Below are 15,287 nucleotides of genomic sequence, written 5' to 3' on the forward strand. Positions count from 1 at the left end.
GGCGATCCACATGAAGACTTCGCCCGAGTTCGCAGGTCACGACATCGTCCGGAAGCCCGGCGAACTCAGGGCTTGGTCGCGCGCCTGGCGCACGGCGGGCGAACGCGTGGCACTCGTGCCGACCATGGGCGCGCTGCACGAGGGGCATCTATCGCTTCTTCGGCGGGCGCGCACCGAGGCCGACCGCGCCATCGTCTCGATTTTCGTGAATCCCACGCAGTTCGCGCCGGGAGAAGACCTCGCCGCCTATCCGCGCACCTTCGCCGCCGATCTCGCGGCGATTGCAAGCGTCGGCGAGGCGTTGGTCTACGCGCCGGAGGCTTCCGACATGTATCCGGCTGGTTTCGCCACCGCGGTGTCGCTGGCGGGCCCCGCCAATGTCGGCCTTGAGGACCGCTTCCGGCCCACCCATTTCGCCGGCGTCGCCACCGTGGTCGCGAAGCTTTTCATTGCGGCGGAGGCCGAAATCGCCCTGTTCGGCGAGAAGGATTACCAGCAGCTCAAGGTGGTCCAGCGTATGGCGGCTGACCTCGACATCGCGACCGAGGTGATCGGATGCCCGACCGTGCGCGAAGCCGACGGTCTCGCGATGTCCTCGCGCAATCGCTTCCTATCGCTGGAGGACCGCCGGCGGGCGGCGGTACTGCCGAGCGTCATGGCGACGGCGGCCGAGCGCATCCGGGCGGGCGCGGAGCATGGGGCGGCCACGGCGGAGGGTGCAGCGGAACTCCAGCGGGCGGGCTTCGACGTCGAGTACATCGAGGCTCGGAACGCCGACACGTTGCTGCCGCTGGGTCGGATCAGCAACGAGCGGATCCGACTCCTGGTCGCGGCCCGGATGGGCACCACGCGGCTGATCGACAACATGCCGGTCGAGAGCGCGATCCAATCGGCGTGAGGCGGGCGTCCTTGCCGCGTATCGAACCATAGAGACTTGTCGTGGCGATGCGCTGTGTCATCGCCCAAAGCCAAACCTCGCGCGCGAGCCGTATGCCGGGGTTCGTGGAGCGCCGGTCACTGTCGGCGAAGATCGGACCCGATCCGCTCGGCTGCATCTTGACGGATCACCATTTGGCGATTTCGACAACTTATGCGCCGCCAGTCCGTCCTTCGAACAGTCCCCGAGAAACATCGGCGCCATGGTCGGTTCGCGGGGTAGTCGTTTCCCGGAAAGCGAACCGCAGCGCCCCGCGTTTCCCTGCTTGCGACACCAAAATTCCCTGTTTCGCGGCACAGGGAAAACATCTGCATCTCCCTCAATAGCCTTGGTGTTTTCGGCTCCCAAAAAATGCTTGAGGCGGGCATTTCACTGTTTCCCTGTTCTTTTCCCTGTTTGCAGGGAAAATGCCCACCAGAACGGTTCGCGCCCGACCGCATGGCGCACCAACCGTTTTTCAAAATGATATCAATTGTTTAATGTGAAAAAATTGCCTCGATATGATCTGATCCCACAAAACTGGACCGTTTGAGATTGGAGTTTTCCGCGTCAGAATCCCTTGGCTGGGAGGAGTGGAAGACGATGAAGGCGAGCAAGTTCTCGGAGGCGCAGAAGGCGTTCATCCTGAAGCAGGGGGCGGACGGGGTCACGGTGGCGGAGATCTGCCGGAAGGCCGGGATCAGCCAGGCGACCTATTTCAACTGGAAGAAGAAGTATGACGGCATGACGCCGCCCGAGATGCGGCGGCTGAAGCAGCTTGAGGACGAGAATGCCAAGCTGAAGCGGATCGTGGCTGACCTGTCGCTGGACAAGGAGATGCTGCAGGACGTCATCCGCCGAAAAATCTGAGGCCTGGGCGTAAGCGCAAGCTGGTGAACGTGATCTGCGAGGAGTGGAAGGTCTCGATCAGGAGGGTCTGTGGCGCCCTCGAATTCGATCGATCAACCTTCCACTACCGGTCACGCAAGCGCGACCAGGCCGGCATCGAGGCGCGGATCAAGGCGATCTGCGAGACACGTATCCGGTATGGCTACCGGCGTGTCCACGTCATGCTCCAGCGCGAGGGATGGGACATCAACATCAAGAGAACCCATAGGATTTACAATGAGTTGGGGCTACAATTGAGGAACAAGGCACCAAAGCGCCGGGTCAAGGCCAAGCTGCGCGAGGATCGTGCGCCGGCGACCCGGCCGAACGATGTCTGGGCAATGGACTTCGTTCATGACCAGCTTGCCACCGGCAAGAAGATCCGGGTCCTCACCGTCGTCGACACCTTCTCGCGCTTCTCGCCCGTGATCGACCCGAAGTTCAGCTATCGGGCCGAGGATGTCGTTGCGACGCTCGAGCGGGTTTGCGCGGCGGTTGGCTATCCCCGGACGATCCGGGTCGATCAGGGATTGGAGTTCGTCTCCCGCGATCTCGACCTCTGGGCTTATGCCAAGGGCGTGACGCTGGACTTCTCCCGCCCGGGAAAGCCCACGGACAATGCCTTCATCGAGGCCTTCAACGGCAGGTTCCGGAGCGAGTGCCTGAACGCGCACTGGTTCCTGACGCTTGCCGACGCCCGCGAAAAGATGGAGGATTGGCTCAGATACTACAACGAGGTGCGCCCGCATGGGGCGATCGGCCATAAGCCTCCGATCTCGTTGCAGAACCCCGGCGGCGTAGCCAGCCAGCTGCCGTGAAACACGCCGGAAACTCCACCTTCCGGCGGTCCAAAGAATGGGACCGGATCAAATACTTCCGGGGCTCTAACCGCCGCTGGATGACAAAGCAGTGGCAGGTCAGAGGGCGTCAAGAAAAGGCGGAGCTATTTACTACGCGATGCAAATGCCGACGCCACTCAATGCATCGGCGATCGTTCCGAAGGCATGCGCCTCATTGCGCTGGCCAGTGAGGCCGGCGAAATGCAGACCCATGCCTCTCGTTCCCGTCGCGAGACCAAAGACGATAGACCCTGATGAACCACCAAGCGTCGAAGCGTCATGGGCAAAGACGCTCTCGTGCCAGTCTGCGCCCAAACCGCTGACAGCGGTCCTGACGAGGCCCGGAGCAGCGCGCTTGAGCCCGAAACGCCGTCCGAACAGGACGCTGCTGATCCAGTTCCAGTCCACGCCATCGACAACGCCGCTGCTGCTTTTGGGGTCGGCCGGAAAGCCGATCACGATCAGTTTCGCGGCCGTGTTCCCAGCCAGGGCGACATCGGAGGACAGCTGGATCGGCGTCGGCAACTCCGGCTTGCTCCTGTCGACCGGAGCGATCTCAAGCGCAACGGCGTCGATCGCGCCGGCGGTCTGGCCGCAGCCCTTCGGCAAGCGCGCCGCGGCGATCTTGTGGGTGACCCTGACGGGACTATCGATCTCGCCGTCGAAGTCGAGTCCCGGTCCACCATAGATCGCCATCCTGCTGCCGCTCAGGCGGTATTGAACCCCTGGCGAGCGCAGGATCTGCTGAAGCACATGGAAGTTCGTCAGAACCAGCGGTGGATCGCCTTTCTTTGCACCAGCGACGAGGGATCCGGTTCCAAAGAATGCGGCAGGCCCGCCATCGAGACGCTGGATGCGGCCGATCGCCGGCGCGACATCCCTCAGGAGCCCACTGTTCGCGAGGAACAGGCTCTCGGCCCATGCGCCGGCCAGCGGATGCGCGATATCGACCTGCGACTGGCGAAGGAGAAGGCTTGGGCTTGAGCCGTCAAAGTTGACGACAGCCTCGAGCGCCGCCTTGTCACCCGCGCTCGCCTGGCTGATGCCGCCCGGGCTGTTGAGCTTGCCATAGGCCGGCTTCGCCTGCCGCCAGATGATACCAAGCGCGCGCTTAATGTCGTCAGGACATGCGACTTCGCCCTTGGGGAAGCGGGCAATGAAGGCGTCGACGTTGGCCGGATCGAACGCCGCGAGGGCGTCCTCGAAAGGCGGGAGTGGCGCATCATCCGGGACGTTCTCCAGCTCCGCCGCCTCGAGGCCGGCCACCTTGGCCACCAGACGCTTCCTCAGGTGGCGAAGCATCGCGTCAGCGCGCGTGTCGGCCGACAAAGCAAGCGGCTTCAGCGAGGGGGCCGCGGGCGCATCGGATGAACACGCGGACAGGCTCAGGGCCGCGACACCCTCGGCCGATATGGCCTCGGTCAGTCTGCGCGAGGCTGTCCGCTGCGCGTCTCCCGTTCGGCGGAGCATGACCTGCGCGATGATCTCCGTCTGTACGGCGTGGATCTGCGCGGCGGCGAGCGCCTCGCTCGGCTCCTCCGCCAGTGACAGCAGCAGATTCCTGACGCGCCCCTCCCCCGTCGGAGCAGAGGATACGCCGGCCCCGCCTTCACGCGTCGGCATTGCGTCCAGATCGAGCCGAAGCAACGCTTCCATGTTCAGGATGCCCGCGCCGAAGAGCATGGCGTCCCAGTCCGCGGGTTGGCGCGCCGTGTCGCGGACAGCGCGCCTGAAAAGTTCCTGCAACGAAAGCCCCTTGCTCCGCGCCGCGGCGATAGCGCGCGCGCGGCCATGATGGGCGAGCCAGCAGGCGGTCGCGCCGGCCATGAGGGCGACCGCGTAACTTGTCCCCTCGCCCTGCGACGAACCGCCCGATCCTCCAGGCTCCGCCTTGGCCCGAAACACATTCTCGGCCGGCGCGCAGATGTCGACCTCCGGGCCGCGGCATGATCCGCGCCAGGGCTCGGACTTCGCATTGACGCCGCCGATAGCGATGCAGTTCGGGTCGGCGGCCGGGTAGACGACAACCTTCACGCAATTGCCCGCGGCCGCAAGCACGATCACGTCCGCAGCCACGGCACGCGCCAATGCGCGCTCGAGCGAGAACGACGACAAGCCACCAAGCGACATCGTGATCACATGGGCGCCTCTGGCGACCGCATGATCAATCGCCTCGGCAATGCGCGACGCGAAGACCACGATGACGGACGAGATGCAGCGCACGGGCAACAGGCTGGCGGCGGGGGCCGAACCGGTGACCTTGCCTTTGGCTTGGGAGACGATGACGCTTGCCGTGGATGTCCCATGCCCCGGGTTCCCCGATGAAGGATCCAGCGGATCCTGGGGCATCGCGTCGCCGTCGATCAGGTCAAGGCCAGAAAGCAGCGTTGCACCCGCAAGCTCAGGATGGTCGGTGAGGCCGGTGTCGAGATGCGCGATGATGACGCCCTTGCCCGCCGCCGGTCTTCCGCCATCCTTCGAGAAAGCCCAGGCCTGCGGTGCCCGGATCATCGCCGGGGCCCATGCCGTATCGCCATCAAGAGCGGGATCCTCCCCAACCCAGCAACCCGGAACGGCGAAAGCGCCCTCGGGAATGGCAGCCCCTGGCTTCGTCTCCTCATCGATGTTGGGCGCGTAGGCGAATTCAGGTTCGATCATCGCGACGCCTGTCGCCCGCGAGAGCGCTTCCGCAAAATCGAAAACGGCCGCGAGATCGTGGCTGAAGCCGAAACCCGGGAGCGTGATGACGGCGACGTCCGTTGACAGCGGACTGAGCAGCCGCGCGACCGGCTGAAACTCCGCTAGCCGTTCAGCAACGCGGGCGGCGGCGGCGAGAGCATCGGCCCCTTTGTCCGCCCCGATGATCAAACGCGCCGACTGGTCTTTACCGTGGGCGGGCAGCCGGATCAGAGACGCGGCGGAAAGGCTGCGCAGTCCGGATTCATCGTCCGCCATTCGACCATCCTCCACGATCTGGGAACGACACAGCGACTACCGATCTTGTCATCAAACTTGAAATCTGAATTGATACGACAGCATCTCAAGACTTGATGCTTCCGGTCAATCTTTTTCAAACTCCGCTTTGCAGCAAACGAGGAAATAATTCTTTAGGAAGGAAGTAAAATGCGCAATCGCGATATCGGGGATTTTGTTGCCAGGATCATCGCCCGCAACGCGATGGACAATCCGTCGGCGGCGCAGCGCTATGCCGAGCTGCTCCAGGCGTCAGACAGAAAAGGACGGGCGACGCGGGAGGCGCCGTCCGCCGTCACGCCCGACAGGTTGATCGCACTCGCCCGCTCCGCCGACCGGGCGGTCCTTGAAACCATTGTGTCCCAGGAGCGACCCGTCTACTTCGCCACAAAGGCCGCAGCGCCCGATGGCCCAATGGGTTTCGACGTGGCGAAGGTCGCGCTAATGGGGCCGGAAGCCGAGAAGCTGGACGCAGAGTTGAAGGCGGCCGCCGACAGGATCAATCCGGTCATCGCGCGCATCGGGCGCATTGATGTCGAGGGCATGGCGAGCATGCCCTTCGCGGGAACGGGCTGGCTGATCGACGATGGCATCATCGTTACCAACGCCCATGTGGCCTCGGTCATCGGAAAGCAAAGCGGACGGCGCTACGCGTTCAGGATCGGTGCTTCGGGGCGGCCTCTCTCCATCGAATGGAACACCGGGCATTTCGAGGCGGATCCCGAAGGAGGCTTTTCAGCTGCGATTTCCGAGATCCTCTACATCGCGCCCGAGGGCGGCCCGCATGACATCGCCTTTCTAAAGCTCGCGGCGTCCGACATTGGCGGAACGCTCGCGCCACTGCCGATCGCGACGACCCCGGCCGCCTCCGGAGACCTCGTGTGCGCCATCGGCTACCCCGCCCGAGCCCCGAAGCGGATCATTCCCGACCAGGAACTGATGAAGGCCCTGTTCCTTGGCGTCTATGACGTGAAGCGGTTGGCGCCCGGTCTCGTCGAAACGAACGGGCCAGACCTGCTCACGCATGACTGCACGACGCTCGGCGGCAATTCTGGGTCCGCTGTCGTTTCGTTGAAGCAGGGCCGCGTGGAGGCCCTGCACTTCGCCGGCGTCTACAAGTCCGAAAATCACGCAGTCCCCGCCGCTGTCCTCGCGGACTACAAGGCGCGTCGGCGCTGGACGCAGCCGCCCTTGATCGAGACATCACCACGCCCCGTGGCGGCCGCCCCCGGTGGAAGCGGGCCCGCGGTCGTCACCATCACCATTTCGGTGAACGGCGGACAGATCGGCCAGCAACCGATTGTGGCGGTGCAGGGAGGCGCGGTTCCGGGAGCGTCGCCAGCGGGTGATGTCGAGAGCGCTGTCTGCGGTTTTCTCGACCAGCGGCAGAACGGCGTCATCGCCGCCCGTGTCGGCTATGACGAGCGCGACGGACGTATCGGTGGCGACCCGTTCATAGCCGTCTCCGTACAGCCCAACCGGTTGTATGACCTGCAGACGTCCGGCCCGCAATCCTTCAACGGTTTTCCGGTACGATATGAGGCGGCGACGTTGTCGGAGCAGGTTGAGGCGGAACCCGCGCTCGAGGCTGCGAACATCATAGCCTATGACGATGAAGCCCGCACCGGCCCCGAATTCTCCTTCGCGCCGGTGAAAGAGCACATGTCGATCCGCGCCCATCTCAGTCCGGAGTACGGGCTCGACGAGCTCGAGGGCTTCCTGACGAAGGGCGACATTAAGCGGTACGACTCGGGCATATACGAGTTCAAGGGCACCGTGATCGCGGAGTTCGTCAAGGCGAGGCTTGAGGCCGGAGCAGTGATGCATCTTTGCATCGACAACGCCAGCCTGCCGAAGACCGACGCCCACGGTACCGCTAAGGAAGGGCCGCACGATGAGCTCGAGTTCGATACGGTCGAGACATTCGCGGAATGGGTGAAGGACTATGACGGCCGTTTCACGTTCGTGAAGGTGCCGGAAGGTCGCTCCGGGCTCATCAAGAACTCCTACCATATCAAGGTGACAGTGCGCGATGACGACGTGTTCTGGCTGTCGTCGGGCAACTGGAAGAACACCTCCAGCCAGCCCCTCGTCAGCGACCGCGAGCGTGAGCGCGCGCTGGAGGATGACTTGCCGGGCAACAGGGACTGGCACATTATCGTCAGGAGCAAGACGCTCTCCGGACGGTTCCGCAGCCATCTCCGCCAGGACTTCGCGCGATCGCGCGCGCTGATCGCTGACAGGGAGTCGGTCCTTCCGGCTTTCGACGTCATCGCCCCGGCGGTCGTCGAGAGACCTGTCGAGGAGCGTCGGCCGCCCTCCCGCATCCTGCAACCACTCGTCCTCGATGACGTGTTCAAGATCACGCCTCTGCTCACGCCGGATCAAGAAGGGCGCGTCTTCACAGATGCCGTTCTCAAGCTCATCGGTTCGGCCAAGCATCAGCTCTGGTTCCAGATCCCGTACATCGGCATGCGCGCCGATCCGCGGGTACATCGCGGCAATATCGACGAACTGATAGATGCGCTGGTCGGCAAGCTGAAGACGCTCGATGACGCTCGGCTGATCCTCAGGACGGGAAACAGCGCGCTCAGCGACAACCGACATGTGGCCTGGTACCTGAAGTCGAAAGGCGTCGACATCGACGATTGTCTGAGGCAGCTCGACGACACCCACACCAAGGGCATGGTGGTGGATGGTGAGCGTGTCCTGATCGGCAGCCACAACTGGAGCGGTGACGGCGTCTCGTTCAATCGCGACGCCTCCCTCGTCATCGAGGACGCGCGCGTAGCCGCGTACTACGGCGACGCCTTCCTGATCGACTGGCAGCGCGCCAACCCGGTGAAGGCCAAGCGCTTCGTCAAGGAGATGCCCGTTCTCGTTCCCGCTTCTGCAGCGGCGGAGGAAACGCCAGGCTCCTCCCGCATGAGCCTTGGGCGCTATCTGGCGATGCTCGACGACTGAATCCTGCTCCTTCGCCAGCGTCTCACCTTTCCCTTGGCGTGGATGGAGCGCTTATCCATATCTCCGGCCGCGCTGCATTGACCCTGCTTGTCGGCCGCCTCGCCATCTCGCGGCGCAGCGGCGGGCTCAGGGCCTCGATGTCGTCAGCGAGTTGGCGACCGGCCTGATCGTCGGCCGGCGCGAAGCGCACCTCGTTCAGGCCGGCCGCGTTCGATGTCCTTTCCGCCTCTGGCAAGTACCAGCCAAGCGTCTGCAGGCGGCTGCGCATAAGCTCGGCATCCACGCGCGACATCCCCGCGAACTGGATAAACACAGTTCGGTTCAGACCAAGCTCGAAGCCGAGCTTGGCCTTCGCATTGGCAAGATGCCCCATGGCCATCGGCATGGCGGGTAGATCGTTGCGGGCGACCGCGTTTTCGATGTCGACGATGGCGCGGCGCGCGCGGGCCCTCGGACGGCGGATATCGTCGCGATCCCACGTCGCCTCCGGCACCGCCGCCAGAACCAGTGCCAGATTCACGCGCGCATTCGCCGATAACTGGCGGAAGCTCGGCAGATCAAATAGCCCAAGAAGAGCGTCGATTACGCGTCCTTGATCTTCGGGCGGGGTCAGCCCGCCGTCACGCAGCGCGGTGATGAGCGCCTGCGTTGCGCTGCGGCGCGTGTTGAGATCGGGGTGATCCAAATCCACCACCCGCGCCACGATCTGCGCCGCGGTGTTCGAGGGCGCGTCCGGCGTCGACGCTAAAGTCCTTTCGCCATCTCCAGTCCGCAGGCCGCTCGGAAAACTCAGCGTCGTCAGTTGCTCGATTGCGGCGACCGAGGAGGTTGTGGCTTGCAGAAGCAGGCGCAAAGCGGAGGCTTCCCGCTTGTCGAGCCCCGTGGGGGATGCGAGGCCAGCCGGCAAAACATAGGCCTCGACAACCGGCCGGGCGTTCGCGCCGACACCCACCATCACGATCCAGTACGCCTGTGGCGGGTAAATCGGGGCGACCCCTGACGGGGAAACCTTGCGGATCACCGGACCTGAGAACACGGTGACGTTCCGGCTTTCCGGACTGAAGCCGGCCATCGCGTAAAGCCGCAGCGCCTCCCAGTTCCGAATGGCGTCCGGCGTGGCGGGAACGACATTGGCGGAATAGCTCGTCTCGGCCGAAGCATCGAACGCGAGCCCATTCGCCGACGTCCGTTCCGCAGCCCCGCCCCACGCGATCTCTTGCGGCGAAACGAGCCGCAGCGGCTGGAAGCCTGTTTGGTCGTACCAGGATTGCACTCGCTGCTCCGCCAGGTCGACCTGCCGAGTCGTCGCAACGGGTACGTTGGCCGCCGCAACGCCGAGAAGCCTGGAGCGGCAGATATTGCTCGCTGTCAGGACGGGCAGCCGCCAGACCGCGCTCATGAGCGACGAGAAGTTGTTGAAGGGAATGGCGCGGCCGCCATTCGCAAGACCGGCTTGGAAGTCGGCCCGGAACGCGGGCATCTCCAGCCCGCCGCCCGACGTTTTCTGCGCATTCGTGACGCAATCACTTGGCACATCGAGAAAATCAGTCCTGTAGCCCGTCGGCAGTGTAGCGTTCGCCATGTTCTGGCTAGTCACGCCGTTGCGAACGGTGATCATTTGGACTGCCAGCTGCTCGCGAAGTTTGGCGTTGTCGAGCTCGGCCTGCTCGAGCTTCTCGGTTGTTTCGGACAGGCGGCGACCAAGCCTCAGCAAGTCGTCGCGGGCTTCCCGCGCATCCGCTTTGGACGATGCGACTTCGTAATTGGCTCGTTCGCTTTGTTCCTCCGCCCGTGCCCGCTGTGTGTCTGCCTTCCGCCACTGATAAATTGCGAGGGCTGCGATTGTCAGGCAGCATAAGCTGATAGCAGCAGCGATGGCGCTGAACTTGCGCTTCGCGCTCCTGGCATGGTCGTCGCTCGCCTGAACCAGTGCGGCGACGTCTCTGTCGTCGGCGACGAACTGCCTCGCTTCGCTCAGCGCTGTGCCTTCCAGAAGGTAAGCGCTCTGCCCGTTTGCGCGCCTCCACTGCCGGGCGCGTGTACGGAAGCCCAGAAGAGCGGTCGCCTGGGCCGACGCGGATCTATCAAGGCCGTCGCGGCCTCGCGGCGACGGCTGGACAGTGCTTCCATCGTCGCGCAGATCGAGCCGGGCCGGCTCGATGATCTTCGAGTACATCTCGGAGGACTGCGTCCCCGGGCCAGCCTCTCCATCCGCATGCTTCCTCCGCAGGGCTTCTGCGGTCCAGAAGCGCGCGATACGGTTCGCGGTCGCCCGGTTCGTCGCAAGATCATCCGTCGCGGCGCAATCCCGCGCCTCTGCGATCAATCCCGCCAGTTCCGCATTGTCCACCTGTTCGGGGGCCGGCATGTGGAGAATGTGCTTTTCGTTTAATCGGCCAAGGCGCGTAATGGCCCTGGCGCGAGCGACGTCGCCGATCTCGAAATCATCCGGCGTTGAAGAAGACTCCATCGTCATATCCTCCTCACTGTCGTGCTGAGAGTTGCGACAACCGGGATGAGCCTGCTGAATGCTGTCACGAACTCCTCGATCGGCTTGTCAGCCAGCAGGCGCTGCAAGCGAACCTCCTCCACCAGTTCATGACAGGCGGCTTCGAGCTGATCGATAGCCTCCGTCTCAAGCGCTGGGTCGCCGGCGTCCAGATCGAGCACGTTGTCGAAGGCGGTGGCCGCATCCTTGACCTCTCCGATCAGGTCACGGATACCATTGTCGCCACCCGCATTGCCTCTCGTCAGCAGATCGAGGTAGTCCTCGATCTTGTAGAGCGTTCCCCAATCAGGCCTTGTGCCATTGCTCCGGAATGCTTCGCACTGCTTGAGCAGCTCCAGGAGCTCCTCCACCGTCTCCCGCCAGATGCCGAGCGAGAAGACGGCCTGCCGCCACATCACGGACACCAGGTAGATCGGCCAGTGGAGCGATCTGTCCGCGTTGATGCTGATGACCTCGATCAGGCTGCGATAGGTTATGGCCTCCGTGGCCTTCATTACGTCATCGACGATCAACCCAAGTCCCCCTTCGAGAAGATCTCGGATCGCGACCGTCAGTCTTTGCGTTGCCAGGGCCCCTGGCGCCGCGTCCCGCCCGGCGGAGGTGGCAGCCAGTTCAGCGAGCCTGGGCTCAAGGGTCGTTCTGGTCGATCCGGGAAGATCTTTCCTGACGGCGGCGGCCACGGTCAGGACGGCATCGATCGCAACCTTCGGCGTAGTCGCCCGAACGATCAGTTGCTCCCGTTTGTCCAGTTGATCAGCCGATGCGGACTGCAGGCGCAGAAGCTCCGAATGAAGCCTCTTCGCCGCACAGATCGTGCGGAGGAGCTGGGCGAGCTTCTGGAGGTGTCCGCCGGTGTTTATCAATTTCCTGCGAAAAGCCGGTTCCGTCGCGATCTTGCCGTCAAGGGTAGACAGCCCATCCCTGAGTTCTTGCACGGTGCGCACGAACACGCCTGTAGGGACGGGCCGGGCAAAGATCGGCTCCTCCCTCAGCAAAGCATTGCGAATGGCGGGATCAAGCCAGACCGCATGCAGAGCGCGGCCGAGGAAATCCAAAGATGACCCCTCGTAGTGGGTGAGCGCCAGACAATCCTCGAGGCGGCTCCTCGGAGTGGCTTTCTCTCCATCGGGTATATCTTCCGGGTCCACATCGCCCGCGAACTGTTCGACCAGATTGATCAGCAAAGGCCCCTTGATCGCTTCGGCGGCGTCGTCGATGAGCTTTCTGACGAGCGGAGAGTTGCGTTTGATCGTGAGTGGAGATTGAAGCGTCATGAGAGATAGCTTTCGAAGCCTGCCTCGACGATCTTCTTGCGGATAAGCCCTACGGGAACGCCCTGGTTTGCAACCGGCGCGAGCGCGCTGCCCGTGTGTCCCATGTGGTGGAGCGCCACGAGCTTCCAGTCCATGCTGAAGCACGGCGAACCGGACGAGCCTCCCATCGTGTTCGTACGGTAGCGGAACCGCGTGTTTTCGGGGCCTGTCCAGTAAAGATTTCCATTCTGATCGCTCAGCTCCCAGCCGATGGCTCCGCTGGTATCGAGCGCAGCCTGCACTGGCAGTCCTTGAGGATGTTGCAGGATGATGAGCGGATGGCCGGCGTTTGGCATGATGGGATTGGCGGGTATCTGAACGAAACCGCGCTCCTCCGGCGTCGGCAGCTCATCGAGCGCTGGCCTCGGTTCCGGCCGACGCAGTTGGTCCCGGTTGATGTGCAGCAGCGCGAAGTCGAGACAGTCGGGCGGCGCGCCGCCGGGCGTCCGCAGCCCTTTCTTCTCGTTGGCCCAGTAAGGGCTTGATAGGACGATCCCGGGGTCGGAGAGTTCGACGACGGTGCCATCCCTCGCGGCACCAGCCATATCGATCGCATAATCGAAGCGGCAACGGATGGACTGGGGCGCGGCATTCTCGACGACGTGCCAGTTCGTGAGCACGGCATTCGGCCCCACGAGAAAGCCCGTCCCCCGCGCAACTTGATCGACCTCTATCTGACAGACCCTGCAGAGATTGTCGTACAGCCGCTTTGCCCAGACGCGCCCGTTAATCATGGGAATCGACGGGTTCGTGATCTTCTGCAGTTCCACGAGCTCGTGGAAGTCCTGACCAAGGCCATCCTTGGTCGGGCCGATGCTCGGCTCGGGGCCGTCTCCGTGGATCACCTTGACGCGAGCGTTCTCGACCTTTGCGAAGTCTTGGATGCGCGGACGGATACCGGCGATCGCTTCGCGCAAGTCTTGCCGCAATGGTCGGCTCCGGTACACCTCGATCAGGAACAGCTCGAGTGTTCCGGGGCTCTTCGGTCTCCTGGCTCAGCAGTCTTATGAGAAGCTTCTCGATCTGTTCGCTCTTGGCCAGATCAGTCGAGACGTAGTCGGCGTATTCCCTGCCTGTCGCCCGCTCGAACCATGAAATGAGATTCCGGCTGCTGGCCGCCTCGCCGAGCAGGGCCTTGAGCTTAACGAGAATGTCCTTTTCGTCAGTGCCCAACAAGATTCCGATCCCCGTCAACCCACTGCCGGCAGTTGCCCGACGGGAAGCAGCGCAGCTGCATTGCTCGTCATCGAGCCGATGGTTTTCCGTCGGTCGAGCTTTCTTCCGCCGAGGGACGTTGAGAATAACAAACCACGCGCGGCGTGCAATTGCTTGATCTTTCCCGAAGCGGGACGCGGGGGCGACCGTTCTTTGCGCTTTGGTTCTAGAACAACGTTTTCATCGCCTTGAGATTTGCGTCGATGTGTTCGCCGTAGAAAACGCCGCTGCTGTCCTTGTGTCCCTGTTTGAGTTTCTTCGTCGCCATATCGTCTTTGGTGCGCTTCGCGCCGCGGTTTTAGGCGATGCCGAGATAGACGCTTTCGTCGTGGCTGAGGCTTGCCTTGCCGGCACCGTAGAGCGCGGTCAGCTTGCTTTTCTGCTCCGATACGCCGCGGCCGAGCGTGCCATTCCATGTCGCCCATTCGCCCTTGAGGAAGTAGTTCTGGTCCGCCGCGCTCGCCTTGAAGAACTGGATATCGTACTGAAACATCCCAAATCCGTGGCAGAACTTGTCCGGGTTCTTTGCTGGCCCTGCGTAGCCCGGGTTGATCTTCGCGATCCGCTCCAGCGCAGCCCGTGCGACCTTGAACATGTCCCTGCCGCGCGGATGCAGCTCCAGCTCCGCACGGTTCTTAGGCCAGGCTGACTTGCGCCTGGGGTAGTCGAGCGTGTCGCCCACGCACACCGCCAGCACCTCCGCGGGTGTCGCGGTCTTATACATCTTGGCCCAGATGTATTAGGTCTCCTGAATGCCGATCGCGATCACCAGCTTCTTGGGGATCGGTGTACCGGCCGGCGCGGCGTCTATGTCGGCACCAAACGTCGTGTTCATCCAGATCATCGCATCTTGTTGCTTCGTGGTCATGATGCAATCTCCTCCAGCAATGGTTCTGTGCGTTAGGGTTGGTCCTTCAAGACATCGAAGGTGAAGTCGATCACTGTGTCAATGAAGTCGATGGCATTCGCCTGGTTATGGCGGTCATAGATTTTCAGGGCGCGGACCCGGGTTGCATCGTCGATCGCAGCGTACTGGTAGCGTTTGACCGGCTTACCGTCCTTGCCATCGAACTTCAGGAATTTGACCTCGAACTGGATCTGATGGCCGGGCACCTGCTTCTCGTAGCGCTTGGTGTGGACCTTGCGGACTCGCGTGCCGCCCGGCAAGCGGCTCAGCCCATGACGCTTGAGGATGCGGTAGACGCCGGCATCGGAGAGTTTGATGGTGTGATAGCGCGCCAGATACCAGAAGATGCGCATCGGGCCGAGATGATAGGTCCGCCGCAGATGCAGGACTTTTCGACGATCTCGGCGGACGTGCGATTGGCGGGGTTCTTCGGGATGGTCTTGCGGTTCTCCAGGCCGACGCGGCCATGCTTCCGGTAGGCATCCCGCCACCTGTAGAAGCTGGCGCGACCGACACCAAAATATCGGCATGCCCGCCCGACATCACCAATGGCCTCAGCATGCTTGAGAACCCGAAGCTTGTGCTCCACCTCGCGCCTGAACTTGTGCATCGCCATCATCCCTTCCGCCCGCAAGGGCTTCACTGAAAAGATGTCTCGCAAGTCCGTATGAACCGCCCCGGGTCTGCCGGAGGCTCCAACTTCCAAGTAGGATGGAGCCATGACGAGCAAGACGACGAACAAGTTCTCACCTGAGGTCCGCGA

At 63.0% G+C, this 15,287-nt stretch carries 9 protein-coding genes and 1 pseudogene; 3 read left to right on the forward strand and 7 right to left on the reverse strand.

Going from position 1 to position 15,287, the window contains the following annotated elements; genetic code table 11:
* Nucleotides 1–10: 10 nt before the first annotated feature.
* Both panC and C8P69_RS19805 read left to right on the forward strand, forming a co-directional pair.
* Complete coding sequence (gene panC, locus C8P69_RS19800) at nt 11–898, forward strand: pantoate--beta-alanine ligase (RefSeq protein WP_108179169.1); 888 nt, start codon at nt 11–13, stop codon at nt 896–898.
* 621 nt (nt 899–1,519) lie between these two features.
* A protein-coding gene (locus C8P69_RS19805) for an IS3 family transposase (protein WP_108179195.1) occupies nt 1,520–2,622 on the forward strand; the annotation gives its coding sequence in 2 pieces (ribosomal slippage) (nt 1,520–1,781 and nt 1,781–2,622; 1,104 coding nt in all).
* A gap of 132 nt (nt 2,623–2,754) precedes the next feature.
* Here C8P69_RS19805 and C8P69_RS19810 read toward each other — a convergent pair.
* A complete protein-coding gene (locus C8P69_RS19810; protein ID WP_108179170.1) occupies nt 2,755–5,598 on the reverse strand; it encodes a S8 family serine peptidase in 2,844 nt (947 codons plus the stop codon).
* A gap of 168 nt (nt 5,599–5,766) precedes the next feature.
* Here C8P69_RS19810 and C8P69_RS19815 point away from each other — a divergent pair, with 168 nt between their 5' ends.
* Entirely contained in the window at nt 5,767–8,580 is a 2,814-nt protein-coding gene (locus C8P69_RS19815; protein ID WP_108179171.1) for a phospholipase D-like domain-containing protein, read from the forward strand.
* A gap of 22 nt (nt 8,581–8,602) precedes the next feature.
* Here C8P69_RS19815 and C8P69_RS19820 read toward each other — a convergent pair whose 3' ends face one another.
* From C8P69_RS19820 to C8P69_RS19840, 6 genes and pseudogenes are all read right to left on the reverse strand, one after another.
* A complete protein-coding gene (locus C8P69_RS19820; RefSeq protein ID WP_170118311.1) occupies nt 8,603–11,056 on the reverse strand; it encodes a DNA/RNA non-specific endonuclease in 2,454 nt (817 codons plus the stop codon).
* Nucleotides 11,053–12,363: a hypothetical protein gene (locus tag C8P69_RS19825; RefSeq protein ID WP_108179173.1), complete on the reverse strand. Its 1,311-nt coding sequence runs from the start codon at nt 12,361–12,363 to the stop codon at nt 11,053–11,055. Before C8P69_RS19825 ends, C8P69_RS19820 begins: the two co-directional genes overlap by 4 nt.
* Nucleotides 12,360–13,319 carry a trypsin-like serine peptidase gene (locus tag C8P69_RS19830; RefSeq protein WP_146167386.1) on the reverse strand — a complete coding sequence of 320 codons (960 nt, stop codon included), beginning with the start codon at nt 13,317–13,319 and terminating at the stop codon, nt 12,360–12,362. Before C8P69_RS19830 ends, C8P69_RS19825 begins: the two co-directional genes overlap by 4 nt.
* 596 nt (nt 13,320–13,915) lie before the next feature.
* Nucleotides 13,916–14,299 (reverse strand): hypothetical protein, encoded by a 384-nt coding sequence (locus C8P69_RS19835; RefSeq protein ID WP_146167387.1) that lies wholly within the window; start codon nt 14,297–14,299, stop codon nt 13,916–13,918.
* 57 nt (nt 14,300–14,356) lie between these two features.
* On the reverse strand, nt 14,357–14,485 hold the full coding sequence (locus C8P69_RS24480; RefSeq protein WP_281260080.1) for a hypothetical protein: 129 nt from the start codon (nt 14,483–14,485) through the stop codon (nt 14,357–14,359).
* Nucleotides 14,486–14,550: 65 nt separating this feature from the next.
* Nucleotides 14,551–15,134: pseudogene (locus C8P69_RS19840) on the reverse strand (helix-turn-helix domain-containing protein); the annotation flags it as partial.
* Nucleotides 15,135–15,287 lie beyond the last annotated feature (153 nt).

This window comes from Phreatobacter oligotrophus, from assembly GCF_003046185.1.
Classification (GTDB): domain Bacteria; phylum Pseudomonadota; class Alphaproteobacteria; order Rhizobiales; family Phreatobacteraceae; genus Phreatobacter; species Phreatobacter oligotrophus.